This window comes from Streptomyces sp. NBC_00016 (genome assembly GCF_045040885.1).
Taxonomy (GTDB): domain Bacteria; phylum Actinomycetota; class Actinomycetes; order Streptomycetales; family Streptomycetaceae; genus Streptomyces; species Streptomyces coriariae.
In genome coordinates, this window is record NZ_CP108304.1 from 5,004,013 (window position 1) to 5,028,311 (window position 24,299).

A 24,299-nucleotide genomic window follows, 5' to 3' on the forward strand; every position below is an offset into this window, starting at 1 on the left:
CCCTCGTCCACCCCTGCGGGACAGCCCGCCCGGCGCCCGCCCTCGCCGAAGGCCACAGCTTCACGACGGCGGCTCCACGAGGGCGGCTCCTCGACAGCGGGAATGTTTCACGTGAAACACGCTCCTCGACCCAAAACGCCCACACCCCATACTCCTCCCTCTCGCCGCTCCCGACTCCCGGCTCCCGGCTCCCCGCGCACCGCGCACCGCGCACCACGCACCGATCTCACCCGACGCGTCACGCAGGTCTCACCACACACAGGGCAGCTCCACAGCGATCGTGGTCGGTCCCCCGGCGGGGCTCTCCACGCTCACCACGCCGTCCAGCGCGGCGACCCGGCGCCGGATCCCCAGCAGGCCGGACCCCGCACTCTCGTCCGCGCCGCCGAGACCCTCGTCCCGCACCACCGCCCGCAGCCCGTTCCGCAGCCGCACCAGCTCGACGGCCGCCCGCGGCGACCCGCTGTGCTTGACGACGTTGGTGAGCGCCTCCGCCACCGCGAAGTAGGCAGCCGCCTCCACAGCGGCGGGCGCCCGGTATCCGCGGGAACCCGCAACGCCACCCGGCCCACCGCTCGGGCCCGCCGCCCCACTGCCGTCAACACCGCCACCGCCGTCAACACCGCCGCTGCCACTGCTGCCGCCACCGCCGCCGCTGCCGCTGCCGCTGTCCAGGAGTCCTTCCACCCGCACCGTCACGTCCAGCCCGCTGCCGGCGGCCAGCGCCCGTACCGCTCCCGTGAGGCCGCGGTCGGTGAGGATCGGCGGATGGATGCCGCGGACGACGTGCCGCAGTTCCGTGAGCGCCTGTTCGGCCTGGTCCTGCGCGTCTTCCATGAGCTTGCGCGCGGAGTCCGGATCGCGGTCGAAAGCCCGCTGGGCGAGCCCGATCCGCATGGACAGGGCGACCAGGCGGGCCTGGGCGCCGTCGTGCAGGTCACGTTCGATGCGCCGCAGTTCGGCGCCGTGCGCGGCGATCGCGTCGGCGCGGGTCTCGGTCAGCGCCCGGACCCGGGCGGCGAGGCGCGCCTTGGGTGACGGCTCGAGCAGGGCCGCCGACCAGCGCGCCTCGACGTCGGCGAGCCGGACGACCCACGGCAGGACGACCGCGTCCCGGCGCAGCAGCCCGCACCACACCCCGTCGACGACCAGACCCACCGGCCACAGCGGCAGCGCGAGCAGCACCAGCCAGCCGTAGACATAGTGGGCGGCCATCCAGCGCAGGTCGGCGAGGGTGCCCGGATCGCGGACTGCCGTGCGCAGCCGTTCGCGCAGGGTGCCGGTGAGCGGCTCGTACGCCTCGGGGATCTCACGGCCCGTCCAGCCGGCGACCTGACGGCGTTTGGCCCCGGCCATCCGGCGGATCAGCAGCACCGCCTCGGGCAGCATCCACGCGCCGACGACCACGAGCGTGCCGATGGCGGTGATGAGCAGCACGGTGACGAAGAGATAGGTGCCGAAGGTCATCAGCGCGGCAACAAGCAGCCGGCCCGTGGCGCGTCCCGCCTGCCGGATCGTCGTCGTCATCGGGATCGTTTGCGCCATACATCCAACGCTAGGCCGCACCCGGGGTGAACGCGGTGTAGCCCGCTACACCCTCATGAGGCCCCCGCCGACGACCGGTGGCTCGCCCGGGTCGTCACCGTGCACGGGCCTGAGACGTTCCTCACACACCGTGAGCAGCCATGGCCCGGACACGCACGCGCGTGCCGGACGGCACACCTTCGGGATACGCGAAAGCCCCGCAGGTCTAAGACCTGCGGGGCTTTCAGCTGTGCGCGAGGGGGGAGTTGAACCCCCACGCCCTTGCGGGCACTGGAACCTGAATCCAGCGCGTCTGCCTATTCCGCCACCCGCGCATTGGGTGTGTCTTCGGGCTTGTGTGCCTTTCGGCCTGGCGCCTTCCGACACGCAGAACATTAGCACGCGGTCCAGGGTGCGTTCACATCCCTTCTGCGGGGGCAGGGAGCAGGTGGGAGGCCGTCGGCGGCCCCCGTACGTCTCGGCGGTGACTGGTTCACGTATCAACCTCGTACCTAAGGCGGCCGTCTCCCCAGGAGCCGGACGAGGACCACAGTCAGGTGCGGGACACTGGTCCTCGGCCACCTCTACGATCCTGGGCAGAAGCGGGTGCGCAAGAGGGCGTCGACACCCGTCGACGGGGCCGACAGGGGGAACCAGCCGATTCACCGGCGCGTGGATACGATCAGTAAGCAGTACCAGGTAAGCAGCACGGCACGGGACAGCAGCCACTACGGAGGAGGTGCCCCATGGGAGTCCTGAAGAAGTTCGAGCAGCGTCTCGAGGGTCTGGTCAACGGCACCTTCGCGAAAGTGTTCAAGTCCGAGGTCCAGCCCGTGGAGATCGCCGGCGCGCTCCAGCGCGAGTGCGACAACAACGCGACCATCTGGAACCGGGACCGGACCGTCGTCCCCAACGACTTCATCGTGGAACTGAGCACGCCGGACTACGAGCGACTCAGCCCCTACTCCGGCCAGCTCGGCGACGAGCTCGCCGGAATGGTGCGCGACTACGCCAAGCAGCAGCGCTACACCTTCATGGGCCCGATCAAGGTCAACCTGGAGAAGGCGGACGACCTCGACACCGGCCTGTACCGGGTGCGCAGCCGTACGCTCGCCTCCTCCAGCAGTCAGGCACCGGAGCAGCCGCCCGCGGGCGGCCGACAGCGTCCCGGCGGATCCGGCGGGCCCGGCTATCCCGGGGCCGGAGCCGGCACCGCCGCTCCGCCCATGCCTTCCGCTCCGCCGCCCGGCGCCCGTGCCGGCGGCTACGGCTATCCGCCCGCCGCGAGCGCCCAGCGCCCCGGTGCGGCGGCCGGCGGCCTGGCCGGGGCTCCGCAGCCCGGGTCACGTGCCCGCCACTGGATCGAGATCAACGGCACCCGCCACCAGATCTCCCGCGGGACGCTGGTGATGGGCCGCAGCACCGAGGCCGACGTACGGATCGACGACCCCGGCGTATCCCGCCGGCACTGTGAGATCCGGACCGGTTCGCCCTCGACTATCCAGGATCTCGGCTCCACCAACGGCATCGTGGTGGACGGGCAGCACACCACCCGCGCTACGCTCCGCGACGGCTCGCGGATCGTCGTGGGCAGCACCACCATCATTTACCGGCAAGCCGAAGGGTGAAGCGGGGGCAATGTCAGAGCTGACCCTCACGGTCATGCGGCTGGGTTTTCTGGCCGTACTGTGGCTGTTCGTCATCGTGGCCGTGCAGGTCATCCGCAGCGACCTCTTCGGTACGCGTGTCACCCAGCGCGGGTCGCGCCGGGAGGCAGGGCGGGCGCAGCAGGCACAGCGCCAGCAGGCGCCTCCGCAGCAGCGCCAGCAGCCCGCCGCAGCCGGCCGCACGCGTCGTAACGCACCTACCAAGCTGGTCGTGTCCGAGGGCACCCTCACCGGCACGACCGTCGCGCTCCAGGGCCAGACCATCACGCTGGGCCGGGCGCACGACAGCACGATCGTGCTGGACGACGACTACGCCTCCAGCCGTCATGCCAGGATCTACCCGGACCGCGACGGCCAGTGGATCGTCGAGGACCTGGGCTCCACCAACGGCACGTACCTCGACCGATCGCGGCTGACGACTCCCACACCGATCCCGCTGGGCGCGCCGATCCGTATCGGCAAGACCGTCATCGAGCTGCGGAAGTAGTGCTACATCATGAGTGAGTGCGAGCGGAGCGAGCACGCGGCGGCGGCCGGCACCCATGGCCCCGGCGTGCTCCCGACCGGAGGGTGGGCAGTGTGGCTCGACACGACCGGCTGTACCCGGGGCCGACGGGCGAGGTGCGCATGAGTCTGTCTCTGCGTTTCGCCGCCGGATCGCACAAGGGCATGATCCGGGAGGGCAACGAGGACTCCGGTTACGCCGGTCCCCGTCTGCTCGCCATCGCCGACGGCATGGGCGGCGCCGCCGCCGGTGAGGTCGCCTCCTCCGAGGCCATCTCCACCATCGTCGCCCTGGACGACGACGTCCCCGGCTCCGACGTCCTCACCTCGCTCGGCACCGCCGTCCAGCGTGCCAACGACCAGCTGCGCTCGCTGGTCGAGGAGGACCCCCAGCTCGAGGGCATGGGGACCACCCTGACCGCCCTGCTGTGGACCGGTCAGCGCCTCGGGCTCGTGCACGTCGGCGACTCGCGCGCGTACCTGCTGCGGGACGGCGTGCTGACCCAGATCACGCAGGACCACACCTGGGTGCAGCGCCTCGTCGACGAGGGCCGCATCACCGAGGAAGAGGCCACCACCCACCCCCAACGGTCGCTGCTGATGCGGGCATTGGGCAGCGGTGAGCATGTCGAGCCGGATCTGTCGATCCGCGAGGTCCGGGCCGGCGACCGCTATCTGATCTGCTCCGACGGCCTGTCCGGCGTCGTCTCGCACCAGACGCTCGAGGACACCCTCGCCAGCTACCAGGGCCCCCAGGAGACCGTGCAGGAGCTGATCCAGCTCGCGCTGCGCGGCGGCGGCCCCGACAACATCACGGTCATCGTCGCCGACGTCCTCGACCTGGACACCGGCGACACCCTCGCCGGACAGCTCTCCGACGTCCCGGTCGTGGTCGGCGCGGTCGCCGAGAACCAGCTCCAGCTGCACGACAACGGCATCATGCAGACCCCGGCAGGGCGCGCCTCGGGCCTCGGCCGCAGGCAGCAGGGGCGCGGCGGAGGCGGCGAGTTCGGCCCGCCCGGCTCCGGCGGCGACATCACCGGTTTCATCCCCACCGACGGCTTCGGCGACTACACCGACGAGGACTTCGTCAAGCCCCGCAAGGGCCGTAGGTGGCTGAAGAGATCCTTCTACAGCGTGCTCGCGCTCGCCGTGATCGGCGGCGGCCTGTACGGCGGCTGGCGCTGGACGCAGACGCAGTACTACGTCGGCACCAGCGGCGAGCACGTCGCGCTGTACCGGGGCATCAGCCAGGATCTGGCCTGGGTGTCGCTGTCGAAGGTGGAGAAGGACCACCCCGAGATCGAACTCAAGTACCTGCCGGACTACCAGCAGAAGCTGGTCGAGGCGACGATCGCCGAGGGCGACCTGTCCGCCGCCCAGAAGAAGATCGACGAGCTGGCCGTCCAGGCCTCCGCATGCAAGAAGCACGCCGAGACCCCCACGGCGAGCAAGACCGGTTCGAAGACCGGTGAGGGCCAGGCCGACGGCACCACGGGAACCACGCCCGTCTCCGTCACGTCCAAGGCATCGCCGAGCCCCTCGGCAACCGCGTCCCCGTCCGCACCCGCGACCACTACTCCCACCCCCGGCCCCAGCCTTTCGGAGGAAGAGCAGAAGGTCGTCTCGCGGTGCGGTGAGCAGTAGGCAAGCCGTGAGAGGCCCCGTCACACGATGAGCAGTACTACCAACTCGCCGACGCACCACACGTCCACGATCGGCTCGATCGGTACACCGAGCCGGCGCAACACCGAGCTCGCGCTGCTGGTGTTCGCCGTCGCGATCCCGGTCTTCGCCTACGCCAACGTGGGCCTCGCCATCAACGAGGAGGTGCCGTCCGGCCTCCTGAGCTACGGCCTCGGCCTCGGCCTGCTGGCCGGCGTCGCGCACCTCGTCGTGCGCAAGTTCGCGCCGTACGCGGACCCGCTGCTGCTGCCGGTGGCCACGCTGCTGAACGGGCTCGGGCTCGTCGCGATCTGGCGGCTCGACCAGTCCAAGCTGCTGCAGCGGATCGAGCAGGCCGGTACCGCCGCGCCGCGGCAGCTGCTGTACACGGCGATGGGCATCGCGCTGTTCGTCGTGGTGCTGGTCTTCCTCAAGGACCACCGCGTCCTCCAGCGCTACACCTACATCTCCATGGTCGGCGCGATCTTCCTGCTGCTGCTGCCGCTCGTGCCGGGCCTCGGGCAGAACATCTACGGCGCCAAGATCTGGATCTCGGTGGCCGGCTTCTCCATCCAGCCCGGTGAGTTCGCCAAGATCGTGCTGGCGATCTTCTTCGCCGGCTACCTGATGGTGAAGCGCGACGCGCTCGCCCTGGCCAGCCGTCGCGTCCTCGGCCTGTACCTGCCCCGCGGCCGCGACCTCGGCCCGATCATCGTCGTCTGGATCATCTCGATCCTGATCCTGGTCTTCGAGACGGACCTCGGCACCTCGCTGCTGTTCTTCGGAATGTTCGTCATCATGCTGTACGTCGCCACCGAGCGGACCAGCTGGATCGTCTTCGGCATGCTGATGTCCGCGGCCGGCGCGGTCGGCGTGGCCCAGTTCGAGAGCCACGTCCAGCAGCGTGTCCAGGCCTGGCTCGACCCGATGAAGGAGTACACGCTCTCCCAGCAGGGCGTCGCCGGCCACTCCGAGCAGGCCATGCAGGCCCTGTGGGCGTTCGGCTCCGGCGGCACCCTCGGCACCGGCTGGGGCCAGGGCCACTCCGAGCTGATCAAGTTCGCCGCCAACTCCGACTTCATCCTCGCCACCTTCGGCGAGGAGCTCGGCCTGGCCGGCATCATGGCGCTGCTGCTGCTGTACGGCCTGATCGTCGAGCGCGGTGTACGCACCGCCCTGGCCGCCCGGGACCCCTTCGGCAAGCTGCTGGCCATCGGCCTCTCCGGCGCCTTCGCCCTCCAGGTGTTCGTCGTCGCCGGCGGTGTGATGGGCCTCATCCCGCTCACCGGTATGACGATGCCCTTCCTGGCCTACGGCGGTTCCTCCGTCATCGCCAACTGGGCGCTGATCGGCATCCTGATCCGTATCAGCGACACCGCGCGCCGCCCGGCGCCCGCCCCCGCCTCGAACCCCGACGCCGAGATGACCCAGGTGGTCCGCCCGTCATGAACAAGCCCCTGCGCCGGATCGCGATCTTCTGCGGCCTCCTGGTCCTCACCCTGCTGCTGCGCGACAACTACCTGCAGTACGTCAAGGCGGACAGCCTCGCCAGCGACACCAAGAACCGCCGCGTCAACATCACGCGCTACTCCACCCCGCGCGGCGACATCATCGTCGACGGCAAGGCCATCACCGGCTCGGTCGAGACCACCGGCGACTACAAGTACAAGCGCACCTGGTCCAACGGCGCGATGTGGGCGCCCGTCACCGGCTACTCCTCGCAGGCGTTCGGCGCCAACCAGCTGGAGAAGCTCGAGGACGGCATCCTCAGCGGCAACGACGACCGGCTCTTCTTCCGCAACACCCTGGACATGATCACGGGCAAGGAGAAGGAGGGCGGCAGCGTCGTCACCACCCTGAACGCCGCCGCGCAGAAGGCCGCGTACAAGGGACTGGGCGCCAAGAAGGGCGCGGTCGCCGCGATCGAGCCGTCCACCGGCAAGATCCTGGCGCTGGTCTCCACCCCGTCGTACGACCCGTCGAAGTTCGCCGGGTCCTCCGACACGGACCAGGAGGCGTGGAACGCCGTCCAGAAGAAGAACGACGCCGACGACCCGATGCTCAACCGCGCGCTGCGCGAGACCTACCCGCCCGGCTCCACGTTCAAGGTGGTCACGGCCGCCGCCGCGCTGGAGAACGGCGAGGTCTCCGGCATCGACGACAAGACCGACACCCCGGACCCGTTCCCGCTGCCGCAGTCCTCAAGCAAGCTCACCAACGAGCACGGCACCTGCGAGAACGCCACGCTGCGCTACGCGCTCATGGTGTCCTGCAACACCGTCTTCGCGAAGATGGCCGACAACGTCGGCAACGAGAAGATGATCGAGCAGGCGGAGAAGTTCGGCTTCAACGAGACCGAGCTGGACACCCCGGTGCGGGCCGCCAAGTCCACCTACCCCGAGGACAACCCGCCGCAGAACGCCCTGGACGGCATCGGCCAGGGTTCCAACGCGGCCACCCCGCTCCAGATGGCCATGGTCGCCTCTGCGGTCGCCAACGACGGCAAGCTGATGAAGCCGTACATGGTCGACCAGCTCAAGGCCCCCAACCTGGACACCCTGGAGACGACCGAGCCCCAGCAGCTGTCCCAGGCCGTCTCGTCGAAGACCGCGCAGGCTCTCCAGGAAATGATGGAGACGGTCGTCAACGACCAGCAGGGCACCGGCGGCAAGGCCAAGATCGACGGCGTCACCGTCGGCGGCAAGACCGGTACCGCCCAGCACGGCCTCAACAACAAAGAGAAGCCGTACGCCTGGTTCATCTCCTACGCGAAGCTGTCCGACGGCAGCGCGCCGGTGGCCGTCGCCGTCGTCGTCGAGGACGGCGCGGCCGACCGCGGCGACATCACCGGCGGCGGTCTCGCCGGCCCGATCGCAAGGGACGTGATGAAGGCAGTCATCGACAGCAAGAAGTGACCCCCATCACGTCGCCTACACATCGGTGCACGTTGCGATACCGGTCCTGTATCGGGTGACGGGCTTGGCCAGGTCACACAGCGCCGTCCGGGTACGGTATGCCCGGACGGTAGCCTCCGGCCGCACACGTGTGCCGGTCGGGACCGACGGAGAGGGCTGGTAGGTAGCTATGGAAGAGCCGCGTCGCCTCGGCGGCCGGTACGAGCTGGGCCATGTGCTCGGCCGTGGTGGCATGGCCGAGGTCTATCTCGCGCATGACACCCGCCTCGGCCGCACCGTGGCGGTGAAGACGCTGCGCGCGGACCTCGCGCGCGACCCTTCCTTCCAGGCCCGGTTCCGCCGGGAAGCCCAGTCTGCCGCCTCGCTCAACCACCCCGCGATCGTCGCGGTCTACGACACGGGCGAGGACTACATCGACGGGGTCTCGATCCCGTACATCGTCATGGAGTACGTCGACGGCTCCACGCTCCGTGAGCTGCTCCACTCCGGCCGCAAGCTGCTGCCGGAGCGGACGCTGGAGATGACCATCGGCATCCTCCAGGCCCTGGAGTACTCGCACAGAGCCGGCATCGTCCACCGTGACATCAAGCCGGCGAACGTCATGCTGACGCGCAACGGCCAGGTCAAGGTCATGGACTTCGGCATCGCCCGCGCCATGGGCGACTCCGGGATGACGATGACCCAGACGTCCGCGGTCATCGGCACGGCCCAGTACCTCTCGCCGGAGCAGGCCAAGGGCGAGCAGGTCGACGCGCGCTCCGACCTGTACTCGTCGGGCTGTCTGCTCTACGAGCTGCTCACGGTCCGCCCGCCGTTCGTCGGGGACTCGCCGGTGGCCGTGGCCTACCAGCACGTCCGCGAGGAGCCGCAGCCCCCGAGCGTCTTCGACCCCGAGATCACCCCCGAGATGGACGCCATCGTCCTGAAGGCGCTGGTCAAGGACCCGAACTACCGCTACCAGTCCGCCGACGAGATGCGCCTGGACATCGAGGCCTGCCTCGACGGCCAGCCGGTCGGCGCGACGGCGGCCATGGGCTCGGTCGGTTACGGCGGCTACGGCGACGACCAGGCGACCACGGCCATGCGCTCCGCGGACGCCGGGGCCACGTCGATGCTGCCGCCCATGAACCCGGACGACGGCGGCTACGGCTACGACGACCGCCCCGACCGGCGCCGCCAGAAGAAGTCCAACGCCTCGACGATCCTGCTGGTCGTCGCCGCGGTGCTGGTGCTCGTCGGCGCGGTACTGATCGGCAAGTGGGTGTTCAGCGGCGGCGTCAACAACGAGTCGGTGGCGGTGCCCAACCTGGTCGGCCAGGTCCAGGCCGACGCCGCGAAGCAGCTGACCAACAGCGACCTCAAGCTGGGAACGGTCACCCAGAAGGCCTGCGAGGACCAGCCCAAGGGCAAGATCTGCGACCAGGACCCCAAGGCCACGACCAAGGTCGACAAGGACTCCACCGTCAACCTCGTCGTGTCGACCGGGGCACCGAAGGTGGCCGTGCCGAACGTGATCGACAAGGACGTCGAGGCCGCTACGAAGCAGCTCGAGGACAAGGGCTTCGAGGTGGAGACCAAGCAGACCGAGTCCTCCCAGGAGCCGGGCACGGTCCTCAGCCAGGACCCCGACCCGGCCACGGAGCTGGAAAAGGGCTCGACGGTGACACTCGAGGTCGCCAAGGCCGAGGAGAAGGCCACCGTCCCGGACGTCTCCAGCAAGAGCTGCGACGACGCCAAGGCGCAGATGGAGCAGAACGACCTCAAGGGCAACTGCGTCGAGGTCGACACCCAGGACCAGAACCAGGTCGGCAAGGTCATCCAGACCGTCCCGGCGATCGGTTCCCAGGCCGACAAGGGCTCCACGGTCCAGATCCAGATCGGCAAGAGCACCCAGACCCAGGTCCCGTCCAACCTCCAGGGCCTGAGCGTCAAGGACGCGAAGCAGGCGCTCCAGGACGCGGGGCTGACCGTCGGCAACATCACCGGCAACTCGGACGACGACGCGCAGGTGATCAGCTCGGACCCGGCCCCCGGCAGCACCGTCAACAAGGGGCAGACGGTCAACCTGGTCGCCTTCAAGAACGGTGACAACAACAACGGCGGCAACAACGGCGGCGTCAACTTCTTCGGCGGCACCAGCGGTTGACCGCACAGCAGTTGACCGCACGACGGTTGACCGCACATGGCAAGGGCGTGGGCCCCACCGGATGCGTCCGGTGGGGCCCACGCCCTTGTGCGAGCTCGGTCCGGGCCCCGCTCTAGCCCAGTTCCTTCGGCGGCGTCCGGTCCGCGTCCACCTTCTCCACGCGCTCCAACTCGCCCCACACCACGTACCGGTACCGGCTCGTGTACACCGGCGTGCAGGTCGTCAGGGTGATGTAGTGGCCGGCCTTCTTCTTGCCGGACTCCTCGGGGATCTGGCCGAGGACCTCCACGTTGTACTTCGAGGTCTCGGGCAGGACCGCGTACACCTTGTAGACGTACCAGTCGTCCTTCGTCTCGAAGACGATCGGGTCGCCCTTCTCCAGCTTGTCGATGTTGTGGAACTTCGCGCCGTGGCCGTCGCGGTGGGCGGCGAGCGTGAAGTTGCCCTCCTTGCCGCTCGTCGGGAGAGCGGCCTTGAAGGGGTCGGTGTAGTAGCCGGCGACACCGTCGTTGAGGATCTTCGACGAGGTGCCCTTCTCGACCAGCACCTCGCCGTTCCTCATCGCGGGCACGTGCAGGAAGCCGATGCCGTCCTTGGTGTCGAGCGCCCCGGGACCGCTGTCCTGCTGGGCCCAGTTGTCGCGCACCTTGTCGCCCTGCCGGTCCGCGTGCCGGTCGGCCACGACGTTCGTCCACCACAGGGAGTAGACGACGAAGAGGCCGAGCACCAGGCCGGCCGTGATGAGGAGTTCGCCGAAGACGCTGACGGCCAACGCGATCCGGCCGCCACCGCGGCGCCGCGGCGCGGGATCGGGCGCGTCCACGCGCGCGTGCTCTTCGTGCTCGGTGTCGCCGGTGGTCGCTGCCACGTTCATCTGCCCCTACTCGACTGCACGCCTACTCGACGAGCGCATCCGGCTTTCCCTTGCTGCGCGGCCGTTCCTCGACCATCTTGCCCCAGACGATCAGGCGGTACTTGCTGGTGAACTCCGGGGTGCAGGTGGTGAGGGTGATGTACCGGCCCGGCCCGGTGAAGCCGGACTCGGCCGGCACTGGGTCGAGGACGCTCGTGTTGCTGGGCGCGGTCACCGGCAGCGAGGACGCCATCTTGTAGACGAAGTACTCGTCCTGCGTCTCGACGACGATGTCGTCGCCCGCCTGGAGCCTGTTGATGTAGCGAAACGGCTCGCCGTGCGTGTTGCGGTGGCCCGCGAGCCCGAAGTTGCCGGTCTTCGCGTCGGGCATCGCCGTCTGCAGCGGGCTCTCGCCGTAGTGCCCGACCATGCCCTTGTCGAGCACCTTCTTGTTGCTGATGCCCTCCGCGATCGGCACCACCACGTCCAGCTTCGGGATGTGCAGGATGGCGAAGCCCTGCCCCGGCGAGAACACCCCGGGGGCGCCCTTGCCGCTCGCCCAGTCGTCCTGGAGGCTGCTGGCCTCCTTGTCCGCCTGCGCGTGCGCCCGCACGTTCGTCCACCACAGCTGGTAGGTGACGAAGAGCAGCATCAGCACGCCCGTGGTGATGAACACCTCGCCGACCGCCCGGCTGGCGACCACGGCGGCGCTCGGCTTACGGGCCCGCTGCCGCCGGCGCGCCTCGACGCGCGACAGCGGCCGCTCGTCCTGCGGCGGCGCGTCGGCCCCGTTGTACGACTCGGAGACCTCGCCCGGGCCCCCATGACGGCCGTGACGGCCCTTGGCGGCCTTTCTGCGGGCCGCACGACCGCCCGCCGGGGTTCCAGGGGCGGGAGAGGCCGTCGAGGCGCCAGAAGCGGATATGGGGTCGCCGCCGAACATGGACGCCGGCGGTAGCCGCAGCGCCACCGTCTCCTCGTCGATCGGCGGCTGGTACGGCTCCCCGGCGTAGGGACCTGCTCCGTAGGCATCACCGCCGAACGACTCGTACGGCGCGGTGCCGTACGAGTCCTCGCGCTCGGGGCGCAGCGCGGTCACGCCGAGGCCCTGCCCACCACCGGGGCGAGCCCCGCCGACCTCGCCACCGCGCCCTGGTCGCCGCACTCCACCAGCCAGTTGGCCAGCATCCGGTGGCCGTGCTCGGTCAGCACCGACTCGGGGTGGAACTGGACGCCCTCGACGGGCAGTTCACGGTGGCGCAGGCCCATGATGATTCCGTCGTGCGTACGGGCCGTGACCTCGAGTGCGGCCGGGACCGTGGCCGGCTCGGCGGCCAGCGAGTGGTAGCGGGTCGCCGTGAAGGGGCTCGGCAGGCCGGCGAAGACGCCCCGGCCCTCGTGCTCGACCGGCGAGGTCTTGCCGTGCAGCAGCTCCGGCGCCCGGTCCACGACACCTCCGTACGCCACCTGCATCGACTGCATGCCCAGGCAGACACCGAATACGGGGACACCGGTGGCCGCGCAGTGCCGGACCATCTCGATGCAGACGCCGGCCTCCTCGGGCGTACCGGGCCCGGGGGAGAGCAGCACCCCGTCGAAGCCGTCCTGGGCGTGGGCCGTGGAGACCTCGTCGTTGCGCAGGACCTCGCACTCGGCGCCCAGCTGGTACAGGTACTGGACCAGGTTGAAGACGAAGCTGTCGTAGTTGTCGACGACAAGGATGCGCGCGCTCACTGGTTGTCCACCGTCACATCGTTGAAGGGAAGCAGCGGTTCGGCCCACGGGAAGACGTACTGGAACAGCGCGTACACCACGGCCACGACCAGCATGATCGAGATCAGCGCCTTGACCCACGCGTTTCCCGGCAGATGCTGCCAGATCCAGCCGTACATGCCGTCCCTTCCGTCGCATCACGGCACCTGACTCACGCCGTACGCCACCAGACTAACGGCGCAGGGCCTTCGGTTCGCCTGCCTCCACGGGCTGTGTGGAGTCCAGGTGCGCCCAGACGATCAGCCGGTGACTGTGCCCCCATTCCGGATCGCACGTGGTCAACGTCAGGTACCGGCCCGGACGCGTGTACCCCGACTTACGTGGCACAGCGTCGATCACCTCGACGTCCGAGGGCACGGTTTTGTAAGGCCCTTTGTCGATCCGATAGGTGAACCAGGTCGTCCCGTCCGTCAGGACCACCGCGTCCCCCCGCCTGAGCTCGGGAAAGTCCTTGAAAGGGTCGCCATAGGTACGGCGGTGACCCGCGACGGAGAAATTTCCGGTCTGCCCGAGCCGAGCGCTGCCCGCGTAGTGCCCCAGCCCCTTCTTCAGGGTGCCGGTCGCCGTGCCTTCGAGCACTGGCTTGTTCCACGTGAAACCAAGGCGTGGGATGTACATCACCGCGAAGGGCCTGCCGGCGCGGTAGGGCGCCGGCTGCGCGGTGGCGCTCGCGCCGGGGGCGGGAGCCACGGTCCCCTGTGCCCACTGGTCGTGGAGGTCGTCGATCTGGTCGCCCATGACCCGGTCGGCCTGTACTCCGGTCCAGAACAGCACGTAGACGACGAAGAGGACGATGACGGTGCCGGCGGTGATGCACAGCTCGCTGAACGTCCTGACGATCAACCGCACCGACACAGGCGCCCCCCGGCGGCCGCTGCTCCACTACTCCACAGGCTTGGCGTAGTGCAGATCCACTGTGCCCGAGTAGCCGGGCAGAGTCACCGCCCCGTCCTCGGTGACTTTCCAGCCGAGGCCGTAGACGTTCACGTAGACCATGTAGTTCTGGATCGCCGGGGCTTCGGCGAGCGCCTGCTGAAGCTTCTCCGGGTCGCCGACCGCCTGGATCTTGTACGGCGGTGAGTAGACGCGGCCCTGGAGGATCAGGGTGTTGCCGACACAGCGCACGGCGCTGGTGGAGATCAGCCGCTGGTCCATGACCTTGATGCCCTGGGCACCGCCCTGCCAGAGCGCGTTCACGACGGCCTGGAGGTCCTGCTGGTGGATGACCAGGTAGTCGGGCTGCGGCTCCGGGTAGCCGGGGAGCTTGGCGGTGGCGTTCGGCGGGGCGTCGTTGAGGGTGACCGTGATGGCCTTGCCCTTGACCTTCTGGGTGCCGGCGTCCTTCTCCAGGCCCGCGAGCTTGTCGTCCTGGGCCTGGGTGCTGCCGTCGTCGGCCTCGGCCAGCGACTCCACGTCGTCGCGCAGGGCCCCGTTCGTCTCGTCCAGCTCGCCGTTCTTCTGGCTGCGCTCCTGGATGAGGTCGGACAGCTTCAGCAGGGAGGCGTCCGTGCGGATGTTGGTGCCCTTGGCCGTGTTGAAACTGGTGAAGAACAGGAGGCCGGCGAGGGCGAAGACACCCACGGTGAGCACCCGTACGGGCCGGAAGCCGCCCCGGCGGTCGGAGGCCGAGGAGGAGTCGCCGGCGGACTCGGGGGCGGAACCCGTTGTACCCGTCCCGGGGGAGTCGGCAGAATTGCTCAACGTACCCTTATCTCCTTCGGCGCCGTAGAAGCACTACGCTAACGGACGCCCGGGGGAGCCCTTCAGTCCCCTGGCACGCAGCCCCCGAGCCCGATCCAGCACCTGCGCGGCCACGCAGCGCATCGACAGGAGAGACCCTCGTGCCGAAGTCACGTATCCGCAAGAAGGCCGACTACACGCCGCCCCCGGCGAAGCAGGCGACCGCCATCAAGCTGAACAGCCGTGCCTGGGTCGCGCCGGTGATGCTGGCCATGTTCCTCATCGGACTCGCCTGGATCGTGGTCTTCTACGTCACGGACGGCTCGTTGCCCATCGACAAGCTGGACAACTGGAACATCGTCGTCGGCTTCGGGTTCATCGCGGCCGGATTCGGCGTCTCCACGCAGTGGAAGTAGCGGTGGCAGCAGCGGGGCCGGCGTGGGGCGAGTAGCTCTGCCCACGACTATCCCCTGAGTTATCCACAGCAGTTTTCCACATGGGGAAAAGAAAGACGATCTGTGGATAACTCACCGGAGGTTGACGCCGGTGTGACGTAACTACCGGCTGCCACCGTCACTCGAAAGAGTGTTCGCCCCCTGTCTGACCTGTGCAAACGCAGGTCGATGACAGGGGGCACTGCTGTTCCCGCACGTTGTGCACAAGATTCGACACAGACTGTGGACAACAGCGCGCTCAGGTGAGCTGGACGGTCCTCAGGAGCGTCACCACCACGACGACGGCCAGCATCAACGCGCAGGTCCCGAACTGGACGAGGGCCCGGCGCTCGCGGGGGGCGTGGACCATGCCGATCCCCATCACGACACCGGCGACCAGCCCGCCGATGTGCGCCTGCCAGGAGATACCGCTCCACCCGAAGGTGATGACCAGGTTGATCACCAGCAGGGCGATGATCGGCCGCATGTCCTGCCGCAGCCGGCGCATGAGGACGGCCGTCGCGCCGAACAGACCGAAGATCGCGCCGGAGGCGCCCAGCATCGCGGTGCCCGGCGAGGCGAGCAGATAGCTCAGGGCACTGCCCGCAAGACCGGACACCAGGTAGAGCGACAGATAGCGGGCCCGGCCGAGCGCCTGTTCCAGCGGGCCGCCGAGCCACCACAGGCCCAGCATGTTGAAGGCGAGGTGCCAGGGAGCCTCGTGCGTGAACATCGAGGTGACCATGCGATACCACTCGCCCTCGGCCACGCCCTCCGTCGGGTTGAAGGGGGCCGGCGGCCACTGGCCGATCAGCACCAGGCTGTCCAGCAACGAGGACCGCACCTGCACGGCGAGGAACACCGCCACGTTGATCCCGATGAGAATCTTGGTGAGCAGACGTGGATCGGCCGTGACGACGCCTCCCGCCAGCGTGCGGGGCTGCGAGGCACCGGGCGCGTGCCCCGTACCGGAGCCCTCGCGGACGCAGGTGGGGCACTGGAAACCGACGGAGGCGCTGACCATGCACTCCGGGCAGATCGGGCGCTCGCAGCGGGTGCAGCGAATGCCGGTCTCCCGGTCGGGGTGCCGGTAGCAGACGGGCAGGCCGCTCTGCGCGTCGTCCTGCCGGCTGCCAGGCGCCTGGTCCATGGGCTCCCCCAGGTAAGTCGTCCGCGTTGTCGTGGTCGAGCAGTCGAGTGTCGGAGCAGTCGGCGGAGTCGGAAAGGAACCGCCCTGCTCATCCTTACGGACGAGCAGGGCGTTTGGTTCCCGAGGGGACGCCCGTGGCCCCCGACGGTGCGCCGGTGCGTCGCCTCAGCTCTTGCGGCTCTCGACGACGACCGACTCGATGACGACGTCCTTCAGCGGACGGTCGGTGCGCGGGTTGGTCTGGGCCGCCGCGATGGCGTCCACCACCTTCTGGCCGGCCGGGTCGACGACCTCGCCGAAGATGGTGTGCTTGCGGGTCAGCCAGGCCGTCGGGGAGACGGTGATGAAGAACTGCGAGCCGTTGGTCGCCGGGCCGGCGTTCGCCATGGCCAGCAGGTAGGGCCTGTCGAAGCGCAGGTCCGGGTGGAACTCGTCCTCGAACTGGTAGCCGGGACCGCCGGTCCCGTTGCCCAGCGGGTCGCCGCCCTGGATCATGAATCCGCTGATCACGCGGTGGAAGACCGTGCCGTCGTACAGCTTGTCCTTGGACCGCACGCCGGTCTCCGGGTTGACCCACTCACGCTCGCCGGTCGCGAGGTCGACGAAGTTCTTGACCGTCTTCGGGGCGTGGTCCGGGTAGAGCCGGATCTCGATGTCGCCGTGGTTGGTCTTCAGGGTGGCGTACAGGTGCTCGGCCACGGTCTGCCTTCCGTTGTCTCTCTGTGACCCACAGATCCTCGCACGGTCCGGGTCAGGCATCGTCCGACAGCCCGTTCCGGCATCAGAACCGGCGGTTCGGGTACACAAAAGCATCCGACCCGTCCGGGACGGGAGCGGGCGGCGCCGATCCGTGGCATCGTCGGTTTTGTCGCCCTGTCGACCCTCTATTGCCGTTGCCCCCGATCCGTCCCCTATCGCAGGTGATCAGCACCCGTATGCCCGTCCACGCGTGCCGGGACGGCCATTGACAGGCATGATCCGTAAAAGGGTGGAAAGTCGAAATACCGTACGCCACCGAGGAGGAGGAACCCGTGACCCGCATCGACAGCGTGCGCGCCGCGACCGGCTCGGCGAAGGACAGCGTGCTGCACGCCGCGGAAGTGGTGGCGCCCTACGCCGACACGGCCAAGGAACGGGCCGCGCTCTACGCGCATGAGGCCCGTGTACGGCTCGCGCCCAAGGTGTCGCTGGCCGCAGAACAGGCCCGCGTGCAGTACGACGCCCACGTCGCCCCGCGTCTGGAGCAGGCGAAGACCCATGTCCCGCCGAAGGTGGACCTGGCCGCGCAGGAAGCGGCCGCCCGCACCCGGCTGGTCGCACGACAGGCCGCCGACTACTCCCGGCCGAGGATCGAACAGGCAGTGGCCGCGGCCGGCCCCGTGAGGGACGAGGCCGCCGCCCGAGGCGTCGCCGCGCTGGCCGCTCTGCGCGGCCAGGTGACGCCGAAGGAGATCGAGAAGCTGACGCGCAAGCACCGGCGGCGGGCCAAGGCGGGCAAGCTCGCCAAGGCGCTGATCGTCCTCGGTGCCGTCGCCGGCGGTGCCTACGCGGCCTGGAAGTGGTGGGACAAGCAGGCCAACCCGGACTGGCTGGTCGAGCCGCCGGCGGCCACGGAGGTACCCGTCTCGGGCGGCCTCACCTCGGTGGACGGCAGCGGCGACCCGTCGGTCCTCGACGCCGAGGTACAGGCCAAGGAGGCCGAGGAGGAGGCCGCGAACCGCGACGACCGCAGCTGAGCGGCCGACGGCCCGCCCACGCCCCCACCGCATCGAAAAAAGACCCCGCCCACCTGCGTTTCCGCAGGTGGGCGGGGTCTTTTCAGTGGAGCCTAGGGGAGTCGAACCCCTGACATCTGCCATGCAAAGACAGCGCTCTACCAACTGAGCTAAGGCCCCGCAAGAGACGTCCGGCCGGAAAACCTCGTACCGGCGGGCGCCGCAGACCAGAGTACCGGGTCACCCGGGGTATCTCGCAAAAAGATTGGGGGTCCCCGCGGATGACCACTCTCCGTAAGATGCTCGGACGCGGTTCGCTACAGCGAACCGCGGTTTCTGGGGAAGCGATGGGGAGACGCAATGGACGCCGCACAGCAGGAAGCGACCGCGAGAGCGCGGGAACTTCAGCGGAACTGGTACGGAGAGCCGCTGGGGGCGCTCTTCCGTAAGCTCATCGACGATCTTGGCCTCAACCAGGCTCGTCTCGCTGGGGTACTGGGACTCTCGGCGCCGATGCTGTCGCAGCTGATGAGCGGTCAGCGGGCGAAGATCGGCAACCCGGCCGTGGTGCAGCGGGTGCAGCTGCTCCAGGAGTTGGCGGCACAGGTCGCGGACGGCAGCGTCAGCGCCGCCGAGGCGACCGAGCGCATGGACGAGATCAAGCGGTCCCAGGGGGGCTCGGTGCTCAGCAACACCACACAGACGACGAGCGGTTCGGGAGCGCCCACGGTCAAGCGGGTCGTCCGCGAGATCCAGTCCCTGCTGCGCTCGGTGGCCGCCGCCGGCGACATCATCGACGCCGCCGACACTCTCGCCCCGACCCACCCGGAACTGGCAGAGTTCCTCCGGGTGTACGGCGCCGGCCGTACCTCCGACGCGGTCACGCACTACCAGTCCCACCAGAACTGAGCCCTCGGCCCGGTCGCCGAAGGGGGTTCGGCAGCCGGGCAGTCGGCAGCTCGGGGGGCATCAGGACGCAGCGGGGCACACGGGGGTCGTATCGCTCATCGCGGGGGAAACAGAGGGACAGAGGGGGAGACCCGAGCGGGACCAGGGGGAGGAGCGACGCACAGCCATGGGTGAGGTCTTCGCCGGACGGTACGAACTGGCCGACCCGATCGGTCGCGGAGGGGTCGGTGCGGTCTGGCGCGCCTGGGACCACCGCCGCCGCCGCTACGTGGCCGCCAAGGTGCTCCAGCAGAGCGACGCGCACGCGCTGCTGCGCTTCGTCCGCGAGCAGGCGCTGCGGATCGACCACCCCCATGTGCTCGCGCCCGCCAGCTGGGCCGCCGACGACGACAAGGTCCTGTTCACCATGGATCTGGTGGCCGGCGGTTCGCTGGTCCATCTCGTCGGCGACTACGGCCCGCTGCCCCCGGTCTTCGTGTGCACGCTGCTCGACCAGTTGCTCTCCGGGCTCACCGCGGTCCATGCGGAGGGTGTCGTGCACCGCGACATCAAACCCGCCAACATCCTGCTGGAGGCCACCGGTACGGCCCGGCCGCGCCTCAGGCTCTCCGACTTCGGCATCGCGATGCGGCTGGGCGAGCCCCGGCTGACCGAGACCAACCTCGTGGTCGGAACGCCCGGTTACCTCGCGCCCGAGCAGATGATGGGCGCCGAACCGGACTTCCCCGCCGACCTGTTCGCCGTCGGCCTGGTCGCGCTGTATCTGCTGGAGGGCGCCAAGCCGGACGCCAAGGCCCTCGTCCAGTATTTCGCGGAGCACGGAACTCCGGGCGCGCCCAAGAGTGTTCCCGAGCCGCTGTGGCAGGTGGTCGCGACCCTGCTCCAGCCGGACCCGCAGGCCCGCTTCCGTACGGCCACGGGGGCGCGCAAGGCACTCGCGGCGGCCGTCGAGCTGCTGCCCGAGCCCGGCCCGGACGACGAGCTGATCGAGATCTTCGACCAACTCGGCCCGCTGCCCCCGGGTTTCGGCCCCCACGGCCCACCAAGACGACCAAGGCCCCCCAACTCCCCGGCCTCCCGCCCGAACACCACCCTCCAACAGGACGGCCCGCACACCCCACTCGAACAGGGCATCCCGCACACCCCACTCGACCCGGGCCGCCCGGGCACCACCTCCGATACGGGCCATCCGAGCACCGCGCCTGAGCGGGGAGGTCTGGATGACGCTCCCGGTCGGGGAGGCCTGGGTGACGCTTTCGACCGGGGAGGGCCGGGTCACGCTTCCGATCCGGGTGCCCTGGGCCACGCTCCCGGCCCGGGCAGCCTCGGTCACGCTCCCGGCCCGGGCGGCCTGGGCCACGCTTCCGATCCAGGCGGTCTCGGTCACGCTCCCGGCCCGGGCGGCCTGGGCCACGCTCCCGATCCAGGCGGCCTGGGCCACACTCCCGATCCAGGCGGCCCGGGCGCCGCTCTCGGCCCCGGTGGCTCGGGCGCCGCTCCCGATCCGAGCCGCCCGCACACCTCACCCGGTCCCGGTGGCTCGGGCGCCACACCTGACCCAGGCCGCCCGAACACCCCACCCGAGCCCACCGGCCTCGGTGTCGCACCTGACCCAGACCGCCCGCACACCCCACCCGAGTCGTCCGGTCTCGGCGCCGCGCCCGGTTCGGGTCTGCCGGACGGCGCGCCCCGGTCGGCCGGCCGGAAGGCCGGTTCACTGCCCGCCCGTCCGGGAGTGACCCCCGGTACAGCCCCTGCGGGCACCGGATCTCTCCCCTCCGGTCAAGCGGCGTCCGCCACTCCTGCCTCTCCGGGCACAGGCGGCCTGCCCTCCCGGCCGGACGGAGCGCCTGATCCCGCCCTCCGAGGCACGGGCACTGGTACGGGTGCGGGTACCGGCACGGGGTCGGGCGTCGGCGGCGGCGTGGGAACCGGCAGCGGTGCCGGGGCTGCGTGGCCGGGCGGGGGATCCGTACCGTCTGCGCCAGGCCGTGCGCCGGGCTCCGTGCCGAACGACCCACGGCAGCACCCGGATTCGACGCCTACCGATCCGCGTCGGCCCACGCGACCGACGCCACGGTCGGCCAGCTCCGCCCCCGCCCCCTCGCCCGCTCCCTCCATGTCGGACACCGGCAGCTTTCACCTGCCGCCCCCGCAACCGGCGGCCGGCTCCTTCACCGAACCCGGAGCCCCGGAGCCCCCCACTCCGTATCCCCCCGCCTACGCGCCGACGCCCGGCCCCATGGCCGCGCCCCCGTACGAGCCCACCTTCGTGTTGCCCACCCGCGGGCAGCACGGTGAGGTGTCCACCGCCTCCTACACCGCGCACGACCCTCACACCGCACGAGCCCCGCAGGTCCCGTCTTCGCCGCAGGTCGTCTCGCCGCACGGCCGACGCCGAGGGCATCGTGCCGCCCGCCGTGGGCGTCCCGGCCCGCCCGCCAGGGTCGCGCTGCCGCTGCTGTTCCTCGCGCTGGCCTGCTACGCCGTGGGGTTCTGGGCGTTGACGCGCATCTGAGCCGCCGCCCGGCGCCGGGCGGTCAGCGTCCACACCCCGAGCACCATCAGCAGCACGCTTCCGGTGCCGATGCCGCCCACGGCGACCGCCTTCATCGCGGGATCGCCGCCCGACGCTCCGTCGCCCGACGTGTCGGCGCCCGCCAGGCTCCCGCCCCCCGAGGGCACGGGGTCCGGCGCGCCGACGTCGAAGAACCCGCGCGGCACCGACTGCCGCGCGTACCCCGGACCGGCCTGGACGCTGCCGCCGAGCCGGACGCGCAGGGTCAGGCCGTACGGCCCCTCTCCGAAACGATCGGCGACCTGCGCGGCGAGATGCACCACCAGGTAGTACGAGCCGGCGAACCGCAGGGACTTCGTCGGGTCGCTGGGGGCGTACCGGTTGGCGTATCCGACCGGCGGGACTGGGGGCAGCGAGGCCGACTTCTGGCTGCCGCCGTAACCGATACCCGTGTCCTTGACCGAGGCGCGCACCGGGTTGTAGAGCGTCATCTCCAAGGCGTCGACCACATACCCGGAGTTCTTCTCCGCGCTGCCCAGGTCGACGGTGGCGGACAACTGCTGCCCCCAGTCGACGGGCACCTTGTAGAAGAGCGTCTGCCCGGGCAGGATCTCGTCGCTGCGGACGCCCTGCTCCACCGCGGCCGCCTCGGCGAAGCCCGCCCCGCCCCGGACGGAGACCGGCTCGTCGACGGGCGGCGTGGGCGTGGACGAGTCCCACACCTCGGGCACGCGCGTGGCGGCCGCCTTCGCCAGAGGCGCTTCGGAGACGGGCGCGAGCTCCAGGTCCCAGGTCCGGCCGTCGGAGAGGTCCGTGTCCTCCTCACCACTACTGGTGCCGGTACCGGCACCAGTAGTGGCACCGGTACCGCTGCCAGCGCCGGTGCCGGTGCGCTCGACGACGACGTAATACGTACCGGCCTTCCGGCACAGCCCCTTGCCCGGCAGGAGTTCGCGCGCTCCCCAGGCCGTGAGCGGCTGCGGGCTCACGGCGGTCCCGACGGTCACGGAGTCGGAGGAGCACGTGACGCTGTCGGCGTCCTGCACGGAGACGCTGATCCCGTCCCCGGCGGAGAGTGCGGCTCCCGCGCGCGGGATCGCGGTGACGGAGACGTACACGTCCGACATACCGTCGAGTTCGAGGCGGTAGTAGGCCTTGTCCTCGCCCCGGAGGGAGCTCCGGTACGTCGCGCCGGGTTCCAGACGGGCGGCGCCGGTGGTGCCCGTCGTGGCGGGGACGCTGCGGACGTCGTCGGCGAAGGCGTACGAAGGGACGTCCGGCGCGGCCACGGCGACCCGTCCGGGCAGCACCGCCGACGCCACACAGAGCACCGCTCCTACGACCGCGCTCCGCACGACGGCCCGCCACACGGCCGCTCCACGCCCCGTACGCCGGCCCATCGACCCCGCCCCCTCGCCTTCGACCGAACGTGGGCCATCCTCCCCCGCACGCGCGCGTGCCACCCCCGCATTCCGTACGAGCGTCCGAAAAGCCCGCCTCTAACCGCGGGCCGGGGGATCCGCAACACAAAACCCCGACCGCGAGCGGCGGCCGGGGTCTGTTCAGTCTTCGGTATCGATACTCACGAACCCGTGGGCACGGAGTCAGTCGCCTCCGTCCACAGATCCTGCTCGGCGCGATCCGCCTGGATCTGGCGGTACACGAGGAGCCCGCCGATGGCGGCCAGTGCGACCAGGAGAAGCTTCTTCACCGCGCGACCTCGTCTTTCCTTGACGTAGGGGACCTCTGGCGCCCGACTATACACACCGACCGATACCGATCGGTGACCTGCGTCCGCCCCTCAACTCCCGCCCTCGGCAGCGCAGTAGGAGCGGATCACACCACTCCGATCGGAGGGTGATCACATCCGTACGGACGGTGATTTTCGTCCGTACTCATCCCATCTGATCCTTACTTCTCCGCTTTTAGAGACCTTTGCGGCCATCCGGGTGGTGTTCATCAGAACAACGCCACGCCGCGAGCGTCGGTCCACCACTTCGCGCCCTCTCTACACATCATGAGGAAAGTACGCAAATCGCCCAACCCGAAAGTGAGGGGCCATGCCCGAGAACCGGGTCATGAAGCTGTGGACCGCCATCGTCACCGCCTTCCTCGCGCTGTGCACGGCGCTCGGACTCATCACGACGACCGCCACCACGGCGGCGGCGCAGACCGCTCCGACGCGCAGCAGCGAGAGCGTGACCACCACGGACACGACGGCATGGCCGACGATCGCGGCTCCCTGGGTCTGGGCCCAAGCCCGCTCCCTGCCCCCCACGATGAAGCAGCGCATCCGCGCCGAGGCACACGGCAAGTCACCCAGCTGCCGCCACCGCGGCCTCCCGGACACGGAAGCGGCCGAGAACACCACCGCCTCCTGCGACTCCGCCGACCCGGCCGAGGTCGCCACCCCGCTGCAGCGCTGAGCCCCCGGCACGCCACGTGCCGCCTCCCCCGACGTAACGGCGAACTTGCGTACAGCCCGCACGAGCAGGCCCGGCAGCTCCCCAGGAGCCACCGGGCCTTCGCCGTGCCCCCACGGCATCCACTCGTCCCTGGTCAGGGGTCAGGGGTCCTCACTCACGCCGTGGGCCAAGGACACAGAACTCGTTGCCTTCCGGGTCCGCCATGACGACCCACGACCGGTCACCCTGGCCGATGTCGACACGCTTCGCGCCATGAGCCTCGAGGCGAGCCACCTCGGCGTCCTGGTCATCGGGCCTGAAGTCGAGATGCAGCCGGCTCTTGCCCTGCTTGCTCTCCTCGAGCCGGACGGATTCCAGCCCCGGCAGGCGGTCCGGCTCCCGGCGGATCTCGAACTCATCGTCGGACAAGCTCAGCGGCTG

General features: G+C 70.0%; 22 protein-coding genes, 2 tRNA genes and 1 pseudogene. 11 read left to right on the plus strand and 14 right to left on the minus strand.

Going from position 1 to position 24,299, the window contains the following annotated elements:
• Positions 1–249: 249 nt before the first annotated feature.
• Together OG933_RS22155 and OG933_RS22160 are read right to left on the minus strand one after the other, a co-directional pair.
• Complete coding sequence (locus OG933_RS22155; protein WP_405633479.1) at positions 250–1,527, minus strand: histidine kinase; 1,278 nt, start codon at positions 1,525–1,527, stop codon at positions 250–252.
• Between the two features lie 248 nt (positions 1,528–1,775).
• Positions 1,776–1,859, minus strand: a tRNA-Leu gene (locus OG933_RS22160).
• Between the two features lie 411 nt (positions 1,860–2,270).
• Here OG933_RS22160 and OG933_RS22165 point away from each other — a divergent pair.
• The 6 genes from OG933_RS22165 to pknB all read left to right on the plus strand — a co-directional run bounded on the left by OG933_RS22165 (position 2,271) and on the right by pknB (position 10,421).
• Positions 2,271–3,152, plus strand: a complete 882-nt coding sequence (locus OG933_RS22165; RefSeq protein ID WP_020130617.1) for a DUF3662 and FHA domain-containing protein — start codon at positions 2,271–2,273, stop codon at positions 3,150–3,152.
• A 10-nt stretch (positions 3,153–3,162) separates the two neighbouring features.
• The gene (locus OG933_RS22170) at positions 3,163–3,678 is read left to right on the plus strand and encodes an FHA domain-containing protein (RefSeq protein ID WP_020130618.1); all 516 of its coding nucleotides are present in this window, start codon (positions 3,163–3,165) and stop codon (positions 3,676–3,678) included.
• A gap of 140 nt (positions 3,679–3,818) precedes the next feature.
• Positions 3,819–5,342 carry a Stp1/IreP family PP2C-type Ser/Thr phosphatase gene (locus tag OG933_RS22175; protein ID WP_362524446.1) on the plus strand — a complete coding sequence of 508 codons (1,524 nt, stop codon included), beginning with the start codon at positions 3,819–3,821 and terminating at the stop codon, positions 5,340–5,342.
• Positions 5,343–5,369: 27 nt separating this feature from the next.
• Positions 5,370–6,809 carry an FtsW/RodA/SpoVE family cell cycle protein gene (locus tag OG933_RS22180; RefSeq protein ID WP_362524444.1) on the plus strand — a complete coding sequence of 480 codons (1,440 nt, stop codon included), beginning with the start codon at positions 5,370–5,372 and terminating at the stop codon, positions 6,807–6,809.
• The gene (locus OG933_RS22185) at positions 6,806–8,275 is read left to right on the plus strand and encodes a penicillin-binding protein 2 (RefSeq protein ID WP_362524441.1); all 1,470 of its coding nucleotides are present in this window, start codon (positions 6,806–6,808) and stop codon (positions 8,273–8,275) included. Before OG933_RS22180 ends, OG933_RS22185 begins: the two co-directional genes overlap by 4 nt.
• A gap of 169 nt (positions 8,276–8,444) precedes the next feature.
• Complete coding sequence (gene pknB, locus OG933_RS22190; RefSeq protein ID WP_405628593.1) at positions 8,445–10,421, plus strand: Stk1 family PASTA domain-containing Ser/Thr kinase; 1,977 nt, start codon at positions 8,445–8,447, stop codon at positions 10,419–10,421.
• Positions 10,422–10,533: 112 nt separating this feature from the next.
• On the opposite strand, the gene OG933_RS22195 is transcribed toward pknB, so the two are convergent.
• From OG933_RS22195 to OG933_RS22220, 6 genes are read right to left on the minus strand one after another with little or no spacing between them, the layout of a single operon-like run.
• Positions 10,534–11,295 (minus strand): class E sortase, encoded by a 762-nt coding sequence (locus tag OG933_RS22195; protein WP_362524435.1) that lies wholly within the window; start codon positions 11,293–11,295, stop codon positions 10,534–10,536.
• A gap of 22 nt (positions 11,296–11,317) precedes the next feature.
• Complete coding sequence (locus OG933_RS22200; protein WP_362524432.1) at positions 11,318–12,373, minus strand: class E sortase; 1,056 nt, start codon at positions 12,371–12,373, stop codon at positions 11,318–11,320.
• Complete coding sequence (locus tag OG933_RS22205; RefSeq protein ID WP_362524430.1) at positions 12,370–13,008, minus strand: aminodeoxychorismate/anthranilate synthase component II; 639 nt, start codon at positions 13,006–13,008, stop codon at positions 12,370–12,372. Before OG933_RS22205 ends, OG933_RS22200 begins: the two co-directional genes overlap by 4 nt.
• Positions 13,005–13,166 (minus strand): hypothetical protein, encoded by a 162-nt coding sequence (locus OG933_RS22210; protein ID WP_405628595.1) that lies wholly within the window; start codon positions 13,164–13,166, stop codon positions 13,005–13,007. Before OG933_RS22210 ends, OG933_RS22205 begins: the two co-directional genes overlap by 4 nt.
• A 52-nt stretch (positions 13,167–13,218) precedes the next feature.
• Positions 13,219–13,896 carry a class E sortase gene (locus OG933_RS22215; RefSeq protein WP_362524568.1) on the minus strand — a complete coding sequence of 226 codons (678 nt, stop codon included), beginning with the start codon at positions 13,894–13,896 and terminating at the stop codon, positions 13,219–13,221.
• Positions 13,897–13,929: 33 nt separating this feature from the next.
• Positions 13,930–14,748, minus strand: a complete 819-nt coding sequence (locus OG933_RS22220; RefSeq protein WP_020130628.1) for a DUF881 domain-containing protein — start codon at positions 14,746–14,748, stop codon at positions 13,930–13,932.
• 140 nt (positions 14,749–14,888) lie between these two features.
• Between OG933_RS22220 and crgA the strand changes: the two genes are divergently transcribed.
• Entirely contained in the window at positions 14,889–15,143 is a 255-nt protein-coding gene (gene crgA, locus OG933_RS22225) for a cell division protein CrgA (protein WP_054242100.1), read from the plus strand.
• 277 nt (positions 15,144–15,420) lie between these two features.
• On the opposite strand, the gene OG933_RS22230 is transcribed toward crgA, so the two are convergent.
• Positions 15,421–16,311: a rhomboid family intramembrane serine protease gene (locus tag OG933_RS22230; protein WP_020130630.1), complete on the minus strand. Its 891-nt coding sequence runs from the start codon at positions 16,309–16,311 to the stop codon at positions 15,421–15,423.
• Positions 16,312–16,476: 165 nt separating this feature from the next.
• A complete protein-coding gene (locus OG933_RS22235; protein WP_327184032.1) occupies positions 16,477–17,010 on the minus strand; it encodes a peptidylprolyl isomerase in 534 nt (177 codons plus the stop codon).
• A 332-nt stretch (positions 17,011–17,342) separates the two neighbouring features.
• On the opposite strand from OG933_RS22235, the gene OG933_RS22240 reads away from it, so the two are divergent.
• Entirely contained in the window at positions 17,343–18,047 is a 705-nt protein-coding gene (locus tag OG933_RS22240; RefSeq protein ID WP_020130632.1) for a DUF5324 family protein, read from the plus strand.
• A gap of 86 nt (positions 18,048–18,133) precedes the next feature.
• Here the strand turns inward: OG933_RS22240 and OG933_RS22245 are convergent.
• Positions 18,134–18,206, minus strand: a tRNA-Ala gene (locus OG933_RS22245).
• Between the two features lie 180 nt (positions 18,207–18,386).
• Here OG933_RS22245 and OG933_RS22250 point away from each other — a divergent pair.
• Together OG933_RS22250 and OG933_RS22255 are read left to right on the plus strand one after the other, a co-directional pair.
• A complete protein-coding gene (locus tag OG933_RS22250) occupies positions 18,387–18,935 on the plus strand; it encodes a DNA-binding protein (RefSeq protein ID WP_020130633.1) in 549 nt (182 codons plus the stop codon).
• A gap of 166 nt (positions 18,936–19,101) precedes the next feature.
• On the plus strand, positions 19,102–21,453 hold the full coding sequence (locus tag OG933_RS22255) for a protein kinase domain-containing protein (RefSeq protein WP_405628597.1): 2,352 nt from the start codon (positions 19,102–19,104) through the stop codon (positions 21,451–21,453).
• On the opposite strand, the gene OG933_RS22260 is transcribed toward OG933_RS22255, so the two are convergent.
• Positions 21,417–22,853 (minus strand): hypothetical protein, encoded by a 1,437-nt coding sequence (locus tag OG933_RS22260; RefSeq protein WP_405628599.1) that lies wholly within the window; start codon positions 22,851–22,853, stop codon positions 21,417–21,419. The two genes, OG933_RS22255 and OG933_RS22260, sit on opposite strands and share 37 nt — an antisense overlap.
• A 182-nt stretch (positions 22,854–23,035) precedes the next feature.
• Entirely contained in the window at positions 23,036–23,164 is a 129-nt protein-coding gene (locus tag OG933_RS22265) for a DLW-39 family protein (RefSeq protein ID WP_003999697.1), read from the minus strand.
• A 349-nt stretch (positions 23,165–23,513) separates the two neighbouring features.
• Between OG933_RS22265 and OG933_RS22270 the strand changes: the two genes are divergently transcribed.
• Positions 23,514–23,879, plus strand: a complete 366-nt coding sequence (locus OG933_RS22270) for a DUF6344 domain-containing protein (protein WP_362524419.1) — start codon at positions 23,514–23,516, stop codon at positions 23,877–23,879.
• A 150-nt stretch (positions 23,880–24,029) separates the two neighbouring features.
• Here OG933_RS22270 and OG933_RS22275 read toward each other — a convergent pair.
• A pseudogene (locus tag OG933_RS22275) lies at positions 24,030–24,284 on the minus strand (VOC family protein); the annotation flags it as partial.
• Positions 24,285–24,299: the final 15 nt, after the last annotated feature.